The 12,546-nt window shown below is 37.0% G+C and carries 8 protein-coding genes and 1 pseudogene; 4 read left to right on the forward strand and 5 right to left on the reverse strand.

The window, feature by feature from the left end:
* Positions 1-231: 231 nt before the first annotated feature.
* Complete coding sequence (locus tag ACOZBY_RS00005) at positions 232-1,857, reverse strand: ABC-F family ATP-binding cassette domain-containing protein (protein WP_031418030.1); 1,626 nt, start codon at positions 1,855-1,857, stop codon at positions 232-234.
* A 598-nt stretch (positions 1,858-2,455) separates the two neighbouring features.
* Here ACOZBY_RS00005 and ACOZBY_RS00010 point away from each other — a divergent pair.
* The 3 genes from ACOZBY_RS00010 to ACOZBY_RS00020 all read left to right on the forward strand — a co-directional run bounded on the left by ACOZBY_RS00010 (position 2,456) and on the right by ACOZBY_RS00020 (position 5,334).
* Complete coding sequence (locus tag ACOZBY_RS00010; RefSeq protein WP_012293707.1) at positions 2,456-3,580, forward strand: YibE/F family protein; 1,125 nt, start codon at positions 2,456-2,458, stop codon at positions 3,578-3,580.
* The gene (locus ACOZBY_RS00015) at positions 3,577-4,356 is read left to right on the forward strand and encodes a YibE/F family protein (protein ID WP_012293706.1); all 780 of its coding nucleotides are present in this window, start codon (positions 3,577-3,579) and stop codon (positions 4,354-4,356) included. Before ACOZBY_RS00010 ends, ACOZBY_RS00015 begins: the two co-directional genes overlap by 4 nt.
* Before the next feature lie 357 nt (positions 4,357-4,713).
* Complete coding sequence (locus tag ACOZBY_RS00020; RefSeq protein WP_012293705.1) at positions 4,714-5,334, forward strand: HAD-IA family hydrolase; 621 nt, start codon at positions 4,714-4,716, stop codon at positions 5,332-5,334.
* 33 nt (positions 5,335-5,367) lie between these two features.
* Here the strand turns inward: ACOZBY_RS00020 and ACOZBY_RS00025 are convergent, their stop codons facing one another.
* From ACOZBY_RS00025 to ACOZBY_RS00040, 4 genes and pseudogenes are all read right to left on the reverse strand, one after another.
* Positions 5,368-5,742, reverse strand: a complete 375-nt coding sequence (locus ACOZBY_RS00025) for a methyl-accepting chemotaxis protein (RefSeq protein ID WP_230586089.1) — start codon at positions 5,740-5,742, stop codon at positions 5,368-5,370.
* 45 nt (positions 5,743-5,787) lie between these two features.
* Positions 5,788-6,066, reverse strand: a complete 279-nt coding sequence (locus ACOZBY_RS00030; protein WP_257216280.1) for a geobacillin-26 family protein — start codon at positions 6,064-6,066, stop codon at positions 5,788-5,790.
* Between the two features lie 1,196 nt (positions 6,067-7,262).
* Entirely contained in the window at positions 7,263-8,258 is a 996-nt protein-coding gene (locus ACOZBY_RS00035; RefSeq protein WP_036166100.1) for a VanW family protein, read from the reverse strand.
* Positions 8,259-8,656: 398 nt separating this feature from the next.
* A pseudogene (locus tag ACOZBY_RS00040) lies at positions 8,657-9,595 on the reverse strand (beta-propeller fold lactonase family protein); the annotation flags it as partial.
* Positions 9,596-9,998: 403 nt separating this feature from the next.
* Between ACOZBY_RS00040 and ACOZBY_RS00045 the strand changes: the two are divergent.
* Positions 9,999-12,491 carry a LuxR C-terminal-related transcriptional regulator gene (locus tag ACOZBY_RS00045; protein ID WP_031418023.1) on the forward strand — a complete coding sequence of 831 codons (2,493 nt, stop codon included), beginning with the start codon at positions 9,999-10,001 and terminating at the stop codon, positions 12,489-12,491.
* Positions 12,492-12,546: the final 55 nt, after the last annotated feature.

Here is a 12,546-nt window from a genome sequence, read left to right on the forward strand (position 1 = left end):
AACGAAGGGCGGCGACTCCTGCGGGAAAAGCGGGAAAGTCGAGATCCTGGACTGAGCGAAGCGAGGGAAGCAGCTCGACCCCGCCCGCGGAAAGCGTCCGCCTGTAGTGAAAATCAACGGCTTTACTTTATTTTATTGTAAAAGAAAAAAGACTGTAGTCAAACTCTCAAATTTTTTGAGTTTGTCTACAGTCTGAGCCACCTCTTACTATAGAGGTGGCTTCTTAGTCCTTTAATGACTTAACTTTTGAACATAATCATTATAATTTCCTGAAAAGGCGGTCACACCAGTTGGAGATAATGCTAGTAATTTATTTGCTAGCTTATTAAGAAAATAACGATCATGAGAAATGCATAATAATGTGCCATCAAATTGCAAAAGCGCCTTCTCCAATACTTCCTTGCTAAATAAATCAAGATGATTGGTCGGTTCGTCCATTATAAGTACATTTGCTTTTTGCAAAATTAGCTTTGCTAAGGCTACACGCGCTTTTTCTCCACCGCTAAGGGAGGCTATCTTTTTAAGGACATCTTCTCCCGTAAATAAAAAATTACCAAGCACTGTCCGTATTCTTGCCTCTTCCATCGAAGGGAAGGTACCCCATACCTCTTGTAATATTGTATGATTAGGATGTAATGACTCTTGCTTCTGATCATAATAGCCTATTGTCACACCATTTCCCCATGCAATAACGCCACGATCCGGAGTTAATTCATGTAACAATGCCTTCAATAACGTTGATTTCCCAACACCATTTGGGCCTATTAATGCGACCCGTTCGCCTCTATATAATGAAAATTCAATATCTTCCATTAATATTTTTCTGCCCGCATGTAACTGATAGGAGAGTACTAGGTCCTTTACCTTCAGTACTTCTTTATGTGAATTCTTATCAGTAGCAAATGTCATTTGTGCATGTTTTTGATTCTTGTGCGGCTTTTCAAGACGTTCTATCCGTTCAAGCTGTTTCCTTTTGTTCTTGGCACTTTTTGAGGAAGTAGCCATAGCAATATTCCGTTGAATATAATCCTCCATTTTTGTGATTTGCTGCTGCTGCATCGTATATTTCTTCTCCAGCAGTTCACGATCTTTAGTCTTGCTTTCCACATACTTAGAATAGTTACCGCTGTATTTTGTTCCATGAGTACGTTCAATCTCATAAATTTCATGGACAAGGGCATCTAAAAAGTAACGATCATGTGAAATAACAAGAATGGCCCCTTGATAGCCACGTAAATAACTTTCCAGCCAATTTAAAGTCGCAAAATCCAAATGGTTGGTCGGTTCATCTAACAGTAACAAATCCGGCTGCGTTAATAAAATTTTAGCAAGTGCCAGTCTAGTTTTCTGACCACCACTTAATGATTCGATAAGTGTGTCTGTCGGTGTACTACTAAAGCCCATTCCATTTAACATACTATTTATTTTTGCCTCGATGTCATAGCCTCCCTGTTGTGAAAACCAATCGGATTTGCTAGCATATCTCTGCATCACTTGTTCCAGCTTTTCAGGGGCATTTAGATAAGAAGACTCACTCATCTGCATTTCCAACTCTCGAAGTTCCTTTTCAACCTCTAGAAGCTCCGTAAATGCCCCAAGCATTTCAGTCCAAATCGTATGGTCTGGCTGCAATCCACTATCCTGTTGCAAATAACCTAGTTTAATTCCTTTCCCCCTATAAATATCGCCTTCATCATAAGGAATATCCCCTACAATCATCTTTAGTAGCGTGGATTTTCCAGCTCCATTTACACCTATAAGTCCAATCCGATCGCCACGTTCCATTTTCATCGTTATGTTAGAAAGAATGGGCTCTCCCAAGTAGCTCTTACTAATTCCATTTAATTGAAGTATCATTTTTTCCATCTCCTTATTTATTTTATCCATTACTAATAAGCTAATCGCTCAAGAAATAAATGGACATATAAGGTTACACATCACTTTTCACTCCTTTCAAACACAAAAAAGGTGCCGTCATAAAACGGCACCTTCCACCCCTCCTATGAACAAGAGGGCATGTTAAATTTTACTATTAAACAAAAAAACGCCGTTAAGAACCGGCGTTTTTGTATCTATACATCTTATTTGATTGGATACTATCAGTTTTAAAGAAGGCTAGAAGCAACCGGAACCTGCATCGATATGAAATTTGCTTAAAAAAGGGCATACTTCTCCCTTTGCCAGCAAACCTCCACAAAGATTGTAAGATTTCACCACTATTTCAGTTAAACCTTTTGCACAAACAGTTCCCATTACTTCGTCCTCCCTTCGATTTTATAGTATCCACTAATCTACCATAAATCTTTCTAGATTACAAATGTCCTATCACGTTCTTATTCTTATATGCCTTGGAATATGGCACGCCTATCGTTACACTTAATAATATATCGGAACTTACTATTGTTAAAATCGTTCCTGTACAAGTGACTATTCAGTCCACTAGGAGGTCATTCCCTTGCAATTTTTAAGAAACTTAACAATTAAACAACGTATTTTCTCTGCCCTATTAATACTCGGCTGCGGAATATCGATCTTTTTCGTTCATCATAATGAACAATTTTATGATCGACCGATTGCTGAAATATTGAATGTCAAAGTGGTAGAATCAGAGCCTCTAACAGATATGTACGACAATGACGATACTTTGTATACGCAGCAAATTAAGGCTGTACTTAAAAATGGGCAGCACAAAGGACAAATAATTGATTTGATGAATGACTACTCTTCGTCTGGAGCCTTTGATCAAGAATACTTTGTCGGCAATGAAATTTTTGTCGCAATAGATGCACATTCGACACAGTCAGATTTAACGGGGACCATTCTCGATTTGAAACGAGATCAAACAATCATGATTATCACTTGGACTTTTATCTTTGCGCTACTCATCATCGGAAAAAGACAAGGTTTATTTGCCATTATTAGCTTAGTCGTAAATGCCAGTATTTTAACATTTGCATTAGACCTTTACGTAAAGCATGGCAGCCTCAATTTATTATTCATCAGTGGTGTGTGTGTCCTATTATTTACTGTTATTTCATTGTTACTGATTAGTGGATTGAATACGAAAACATATGCAGCCATTGTAGCTACTCTTTTAGGGACAATCATAGCCCTTAGTATTAGCTCTGCTGTGATGTGGTTGACGGGAGAAAGCGGCCTACGCTATGAGGAAATGCAATTTTTAACACGTCCCTACCGAACTGTTTTTATGGCTGGTTTATTCATTGGTTCACTTGGGGCTGTTATGGATGTCGCGATTACTATGTCCTCTTCTATTTACGCCCTATATGAACAAGACTCTCGTATTTCTTTACAAGCTTTAAAGGCATCTGGTCAGGAGATTGGAAAAGACATTATGGGTACCATTACAAGCATTCTATTCTTCGCGTATATTTGTGGCTCCATACCAATGGTCATCCTCTATTTGAAAAATTCATCTACATTAGGACTCACTCTATCCTTGAATCTTTCATTAGAGCTAGCTCGTGCCCTTGCAGGGGGTATTGGAGTAGTCCTGACAATACCTATCAGTCAATATACAGCTATTTTTTTTATTAATCGAAAGAGGGTTAAAGAATGAATGTTATCGTTGTTTTGGCAATTATTTTATGTTTATTGATGGTGGTAGTTGGAGGTAAGCAAGGCCTACGCTCGTTTCTTTCTTTATTTTTAAATTTTGCTGTTCTCTTCGTGACCATTTTCCTCATGACAAACCCTAAAAACAGCCCTATTATTCTAACGTTTGTTGCTTGTACTGTCATCAGTTGCATTAGTTTGTTTTATATTAATAAAACAAATAGTAAAACCATTACTGCATTTATTTCGACAATGGTAACAATTGTTGTTTTATTGCTTTTTATTACGTTTATAACGAAAAAGGCCATGATTCAAGGATTTGGCGAAGAATCAACAGAAGAAATAAGTATCTTTTCTCTCTATATCGGTGTTAATTTCGTGCAGATTGGTGCATCGGTCATTATTATGAGTACGATAGGTGCCATTATGGATGTTGCCATTTCCATTGCTACCTCTATGCATGAGATTTTTTATCGCAATCCTTCGATCAGTAGAAAGACACTTTTTACATCTGGAATAAGTATTGGGAGAGACATTTTAGGAACCGATACAAATACTTTATTTTTTGCTTTCTTTGGTGGCTATTTAAGTTTATTGATATGGTTTAAGGATCTCTCTTATTCGATTGGCGAAATCGTCAATTCCAAAGTCTTTAGTGCGGAAATGATGACAATTTTTTGCGCAGGCATCGGCATTGCACTAATTATTCCTATTGCCTCCTCCGTCAATGCTTATTATTTAGTAAAAACACGACAAAAAAAGAATAGCTCTCTCCCATAAAAACAGAACTATCACATAAGTACTGGAGATAAAGTGAGTACCTCTTTACCTTTATGGTTTGAAACGTACAACACACCTAAAATGGCATGCGAATTTGTATTAGCCCTAACTTAAAACACAAAAAGAATTAGGTAGCTATAGAGGGTGTCTCATAAGAGTTTTGAGACACCCTCCTTTGTTGCATCTTTTCCATTGCAAACCCAGCATTTTCTGATAATATTTACCATAAGATGATTACGTAGCTTTTAAAATGACTGTTGTCCATGTTTCATGACCTAACAATTGGTCGCCCATTCCATGTAACATTTTTAAGCATAAAACGTCAATACAACTAGATAATAAAGGAGAAAGTTTGCAATGAAAACTATAATTTTTGATTTTGATGGAACGTTGGCAGATTCAACTGCTGTGTTTGCATCAGCATGGAATACATTAGCACAAAAATATAAATTTAAAGGAATTGAATTGAAGGAAATTGATACATTAAAAAAATTATCGATTTCAGAACGTAGTAAGTTATTTGACTTTCCAATGTATAAATTACCTATGATTTTACCGCAATTTTACAAGCTATATCGCCAATCATTAAACGATGTTCATCTTTTTGCAGGGATGAAGGAAGTATTACTCGAACTCGATAATAGAGGATATAAGATTTTGATTATCTCTTCTAATTCAAAGGACAATATTGTAGAATTTCTCAAAATAAATGGCATTCACTGTGTTACAGATGTCCTTTGCTCCAATCGTATTTTTAGCAAAGATAAAGTCATGAAAAAGTTTTTGAAGGAATCAAATGTTTCATCATCTGAAGTGGTATATATAGGTGATGAACAGAGGGATATTGTCGCGTGTAAAAAAGCAGGCATACCTATTATATGGGTAGAATGGGGCTATGACGCAATTGAAGTCATACAAAACGAAGAGCCAGAATACAAAGTAGCGACACCCGATGAAATTTTAGAGATTATTTTATAGCAGGATAATAGCCCTTCACTCGGCTATTATCCTTTAAATTTCTTGTCTTTGATTTCGCCTAATCTGCATTAACTTTTCAGCAGAATTATTTACCCCTTTATAAGGATCGCTTAATTCATGCATACTCGTCGCAACTTGCTGTGTAAAGGCAGCAATTTGATTAGCAGAAGCAGTCACCTGATCAATGGATTGTTTAATGCTTTCTAATTGTTTCGTAATACTATTCGCACTTTCTGTATTGCTCTGGAACATTTTTTGTATTTCAGATGCGACAACTGCAAAACCACGTCCATGCTCACCCGAACGAGCTACTTCTATCGACGCATTCAAACCAAGAATTTTGGCTTTCATCGCTAAATCTTTTACCAATTGAACAATCACATTCAGTTGTTCAATATCGCCTGCCAATCAATACTTTCCTCTGCACTTTGTTCAGCTATGTCATTGACCTCACTATCGATTTATTGGATTATCAGGATTCGGTCTATGTAATTGCCATGATTCAGGTGAAGTAAATTCAATAGTATATTCATAGTTTGTGAAAATATTTTGTTTCATCGAAGATGCGAAAGCGCTAATATCACCAGATGTCTGTTCTTTCATGGACTCTTCTAAAGCTGCAAGTTCATTCAAATCTATTACTAATTTAGATGAATCATCGCCCTTAATTTGAGTTGTTAGAATATTAGAATTCTTATCAAATGTTGCGACCATCGGTTTACCATTTTCAATTGACTCTAATTTTCATTATCTTCAATTACATTTATTTGAAGGCTATCAAGGTATTCAATTGCTTCCTTATCAACCATACCTAATTCTGAATTGAAGTCCGAATTATCAATTATTTGTTTGGATGTAGCTAGGAAGTTGTTCTTTTCCATTTCTTTAGCATTTGCAAGAATTGGAGCGAAATTTGGAATTTAACCATATATTTGGTTATATATAGTATTAGGTATTATTTTCAAGTTATTAATCGAGCAAAAATAATAAATTTAATACTAATAGGATTATCCCTACTAATAAAAAAATAAAACCTAATATATTATTATGCACATTTTTTTCCTTTTTATTTTTAAGTAATAAGTAAGTACCGCAAGTTATAAATATTATAAAGAGTAAAAAAAATCCAACAATTGTTAACCATGTCATTACAATATCACTCCATTCTATTTATTATTAAAATCTTGATAATAAAGCGATACTTCTTAAGTACTTTATTTGCCTACTCTCCATAATACTCATTTGTTAATTATATCCTCTTTTTATACATTATAACTTAATAATTAAAAAACTTAATATGTCTAAAGTGGAAACAGCATCGGTACCACAGCCAGTAATCCAGTTTTAACGTTATAATGGGATACAATATTTAATCCAAATGGGACGATTACAAGAGCACAAATAGCAGGTGTAGTGGCAGTATTGAAACTGTATGTACACAAAGACACAACAAAATTTTCAGGCATCGGGCAACGGCAAAACATTTACAGATGTTTAAACTTTCAATTGAAAAGGTAACTGCTATAGGAATTATGGGAACAAGTACCAATACGTTTAATCTGAATGATACGTTAACACGTGAACTGGCAGAAAAGTGCTCAACCAACTATTCGAAAGACCAGCTCTAGATAGAATTACAGCACCTTCATTTAAAGACTCACCTTCAACACATTGGGCAATCGGAGAAATTGAAGCAGCTGTAACAGCACAAAGGATAAAAAATAAACAAGAAAATATAATTCGGGGAACATTGAAGCTATGTAGGTTTTGAGGTGAATACAGTGTCAATAAAGCCCATCGCTTCTATAACAGCCAGTAGTTTTGATGCATTGTCTATTCCTCTCCCTAATGTTTACTATATATCCAATTTCAACTATATCATGCCAGTTAAAAAAGACACCAACGTCCTATGGTGTCTTTTCACAGCATTATTCCTTTGTCAATATTTCTACATATTTTTCAGCTGTTCGTATGTCAATCGTCAAAAAATTTTCTCCATAGGTTGTTTGAATTAAAAAAGGAACATCACTCGTGTTCTGAAACCTAAAATCCAAGCTCCCATAGGAAACAGTCGCATCCCTTCCCTTTGGCACATATCCTATATCCAAGGAATGATGGTGACGTTCTACATATTTAACTCGTAGTTGATCCACTGCATTAAACAGGGTTGAAGAAGTTTGACAAACGCCCCCACCAATGCCCATAACCACTTTTTTATTAATAATTTCTGGTGCAGGCTGATAGCCATTTGCTTCATCTCGAGGTCCGACCATCGTATTAAATGAAAAATGGTCCCCACTACCAACGATGACATTATTAATAGCCTCCGCAGAAAGCTCAATATTTTTATTTCTTCCTACGTCAGCGCTATTAAAATACGTCGTATAGGATGCCACAACGACCTCTTCTAAATAAGGAATGTCCTCTAATGAATAGCCACTTTGAGTCAAATAAAGAGGTACCTCCACTTGACCACCAGTAGCAGAGGCTTCTAGAATTTTCTCCACTAATTCACTTTCCTTTAAAATCATTTGCGGCCTTCCCTTAATAACCTTTCCTGCTTCATCCAATCGATCGAGCATCATGCGCTGGTCATAGCCTTCCTTCTCACTAGTCCCTCTTGCTAGTTCCTTTGCTAACTGCTCAATATTCCGCTGATAGGCTTGCAGCTCTGTCTCATAGCCACTATCCTTCGGTGAAATAGTTTCAATAATCTTCTTTGTCTTAGGATCTACAATCTCTATAAGAGCCGATTCCTTTTGTGGCACTTGCTCATAGGTAACTGTTTTTTTCAATTCTTCGATTTGCTGTTTTACTTGTTGATTTTCTTCCTCTATCCTTGGGTCATTGTTCGAATTTTTTTGGCAACCTACAAGTCCAACTATACATAAAACACAGAACGCGGAAACCCACTTTTTTTTCAACACAAACACCTACCCCTATGGTCATACTACAGAGACATCTTATTCATATATTGCCTATAGTGTGTGGCTTTTGTAGATATTTATTTGTTCTGTTCAAATAAAACTTCACTCACAATCAGGATTTGTTTACGATTGAGGATTACAGTTGATAAGTTATGTAACACTAGGGTAGCATGGCACCAATAGTTAGAAGTAAACGACCGCTACCCCCATTTTACGCTCTTCGATTATGTGTAAATTTTTCATAACGTATTCTTTCCAGTTCTTAACCCAATTTTGGTTCAACTGGCACGTCCTGCCAAGGAATGAAGCCCTACGAGTATAAAAAGTTACAGTTTTTTGAAACAATTAAGTCACAAGCACATAATCGTGAATGAAAATAACTTGCTTTTTCCATCCTATAGACAAATTACCCCTGTATCTATACCAGTCGGTCCATTAAACCCTGGGATTGTATCCACTACCATATTGGTAGCTATATCTATGACAGACACTGTATTGTCAGTTTGATTTGTGACATATGCAAAAGTACCATTCGGCAGGATCGTTACTTGGTCAGGTGAAGATCCAACAGGGATTGTAGCTATCACCATATTGGTCACTGTACTGATGACAGATACAGTATTACTACCTTTATTGACGACGTACAAAAATGTACCATCAGGTGTAATGGCTGCTCCTACAGGTCCGGTTCCTACAGGGATTGTACCCACTACTGTATTGATTGCAACATTAATGATAGATACATTATTGCTATTTTCATTTGTCACATACGCAAATTGCCCACTCGGTGTGAAAACAATGGATCTTGGGCGGATTCCAACAGGGATAGTAGCAACTACCATATTGGTTGCTGTATTTATAACAGATACATTCCCTGAATTTTCATTTGCCACATAAGCAAATGCACTATTCGGCGTAAAAGCAATACCTTGAGGTTGGAGCCCTACTGGAATAGTGGCAGTTACAGTATTAGTTGCTGTATCTATAACGGATACAGAATTAGCTGCTGGACCATGGTTTGAAACATAGGCAAGTGCTCCATTTGGTGAAATCGCTACACCAAGAGGCTCATCTCCTACCGGAATCGTAGTGACTACCGTATTGGTTGCTGTATTAAACACAGTTACATTATCGGAGAAAAGCGCTGGCACATACCCAAACGCACCATTTGGTGTAATCGCTACTTCTAGTGGAGCAGTCCCTACTGGAATGGTGGCAACTATCATATTGGTTGCTGTATCTATTACTGAGACTCTGTTATCAGGAGTTTCTAATTGTCCAGCGTCTGTTACATAGACAAGATAGTTACAGCTTGGTGGTACCGGTAAAAAAGGGTGATTACAACGACAAGGGCAACAAAAACCGCAGCAATGGCAATGACAACCTGGATTTGATTTCAACTTGATTCTCAAAAATTTCGGTTCTTTTCTCACACTGAACTACCTCCCTGACATATATGGCTACTATATGCCCACAGAAATAGGTTTCTTGTACATTCACCTAATCTAACTAGTTGTAATTAGTTGCTTTACTTTTAAATGCTAGTTTTTTGGGGAAGATATGCGCTCTGAAATTTGAAGATAAAAAGAGGAAGAACGTTTGACTTAGTTTTGAAATGTCCACCCCATTCAAATAATTAAAGAAGGAAAGGATAGGACTATTAACATACGAAAAAATGATAATAGTTTAGTACAATGTAAATTGTGGAACTTTTCTGAACTAAAGGAGGAAGTTAAGATGCCTCAAACATTATTATCTTCTAAAATAACAATGCCACATCAATCACCCACTTTAATTGAAAGAACACAATTATTCGATTTATTAGATCAACATATACATGTGAAATTAACCATTTTACGTGCTCCTGCGGGTTATGGAAAAACCAGTATACTAAGTAGCTGGCTTAAAAATAAAAAAGAAACCACTGCATGGGTCTCTCTAGATGCTGCTGATAATGATCCTATACGTTTCTGGACATATATTTTACATGCTATTGCTAGGTCATCTAAAAGTAACATGCATCAAATTCTTACACCACTTCTAAACTCCCAGGACTCTGCAACGCTTGAATTTTTTATCTATTCTCTAGTAGAAGAAATAAATGTCCTTCAACAGCCCATTTCGATTGTACTAGATGATTATCATGTCATAGAGAATCCAGTTATTCATCAACTCATGATACAATTCGTAGAGTATTTACCTAGTCACGCCCATATTTATATGTCCTCTCGTTCTGTCCCCTCACTACCAATAGCTAAGTGGCGGGTTAAGCAATGGACACATGAAATCCATTCTGGACATTTACGCTTTACTTTACAGGAGGTGAAGCGATTTTTCTCCTGCAAACATGTCCCTACCTTCAATCACCAACAGCTGCAAGCTATTTTAGATAAAACAGAAGGTTGGGTAGCTGGATTATTGTTAACTAGCTTTGCGAATGACCATGAAATTGGATCGTTTGAAGAAACTGCACAGCCCTTTATTTCAGAATTTCTATGGCAAGAAATTATTCATAACCTACCATCTAAAACACAACAATTTTTGCTGCGCACTTCCCTATTACAGGAGTTGGATCCTGCTATTTGTGATCAATTGACAACGCAGACAAATAGTCTTGAACAATTGGAGCATTTGGAAGCTAAAGGACTTTTCACCATTCGGCTGCAATCCAAACAACCTATTTTCCGGTACCATCATTTATTAGCGGAAGCTTTGCAAATGGAATTAACAAGACAATTTTCGAAGCAGGACATACATAATCTTGTTCTAGAAACATCTCAATTCATTTATGGTCAAGGGGATTATATTTCTGCCATTGAATTAGCACTTAAACATGGACAATACGAACTAGCGACGCCATGGATGACTGAGCATCTTGTTCAACTTTTTTTATCAGGTCAGACAGCAACCTTTATGCGGTGGTTGCACCGGCTTCGTCGTGATCAATATAAAGTCTCCTATGAAATGCTAGTCATCGGCTTTTTAACCTCGATTTCAACTATGGAAGTTGAAACTGCGTCATCTCTTATGGAGGAACTTGAATTACGCCAACTGACAGAACAATGGATGGAGCAAGAGGAACATGCGGCCATGACCTATATTTACGAAAGCGCTAAGGCTTTTGCCATCGTTGCCTCTGGTGGTGATTTACAGATGGTTGAAGAAATTATGAAAAAACAGCTCGCAAAAGGACACATCCCCTCTAGATGGGATCATGTGCCTATCCCCTACAATAGTTTTGAATATAAACTTTTACGAACGAGCATTGGGTCGAAAGGAAAGCTTCAAACAATGGAGCAAGGAGCTGTAATAAGTGAGCTTTTTCGAGAAACGTCTTTACAAACTGCTAATGTCACCGCTTTTAGCTATGGTGTTGCCGCCGAATCTTTATATGAACGCAACCTAATAACGTTTACTCATAAAGAAATTGAGATGGCGCTTAAGTTAGGCCATCAATTACAAGATCTTGGATTATGTATTCCGATGTATCTTCTTAAAGCAAAAATCTATATACAGCAAAATCAGATAAGTTCAGCTCTTGCTATGCTGACCCATCTATTAGAGGATGTCACTGAAAAGCATTGGCGTACATCTATACAAATTATGCTAGCCTACTGTCATATTAACGCTGGTGATAGTCATCAGGCTGAGATAATCTTACAGGCTACGAAAACGAAACAACCCTTCTGGCTCATCGTATACGCCCGTTTACTATTATTGAAGGAACTGCCGAACGAAGCCTTAACGAGCTTGATCCAAGTAAAAATAAAAGCACAGCAGGAGGAGCAAATTGCTACAATTATTGAAGCCACAATACTAGAAGCAATTTGCCAATATCATATAGGTCACCAAGAACTTGCCTTAGAAACTTTACACGAGGCTTTCGTACTTGCAGCACCCTACTATTATGTTCGATCATTTTTAGATGAAAAGGATTTAGAACCCCTATTAGCCATTTATTTCGAGCAGCTTCATCAACGTTGGGATTCCGTCCCTACTGTTTATTTTAATTATCTGAAAGAAGGTACTACATTCCATTCAAAAGCCCCAGTAATGCTAACACAACGAGAAAAGGATATTTATGGCTTACTAGTAGATGGTATATCTAATCGTGAAATAGCTAAGCGCCTGCATTTATCAGAAGGAACTGTTCGTGTTTATTTATCTACCATTTATAGTAAGCTTGGGGTCAACTCACGCGCTAAGGCGATTGCCCTCAAAAATCATTGAAGCTCATAAAAGGCATCATTGACTGGTACTGATGCCTTTTACAGTTAAAATTAAT

Origin of the sequence: Lysinibacillus sp. NPDC056220 (assembly GCF_049315265.1) — a bacterium.
GTDB lineage: Bacteria > Bacillota > Bacilli > Bacillales_A > Planococcaceae > Lysinibacillus > Lysinibacillus pinottii.

Coding starts and splice junctions, on each gene's coding strand:
- ACOZBY_RS00005 (WP_031418030.1), bottom strand. CDS start 1,857: ATGATACTTCAATTAAATGGAATTAGTAAGAGCTACTTGGGAGAGCCC.
- ACOZBY_RS00015 (WP_012293706.1), top strand. CDS start 3,577: ATGAATGTTATCGTTGTTTTGGCAATTATTTTATGTTTATTGATGGTG.
- ACOZBY_RS00020 (WP_012293705.1), top strand. CDS start 4,714: ATGAAAACTATAATTTTTGATTTTGATGGAACGTTGGCAGATTCAACT.
- ACOZBY_RS00045 (WP_031418023.1), top strand. CDS start 9,999: ATGCCTCAAACATTATTATCTTCTAAAATAACAATGCCACATCAATCA.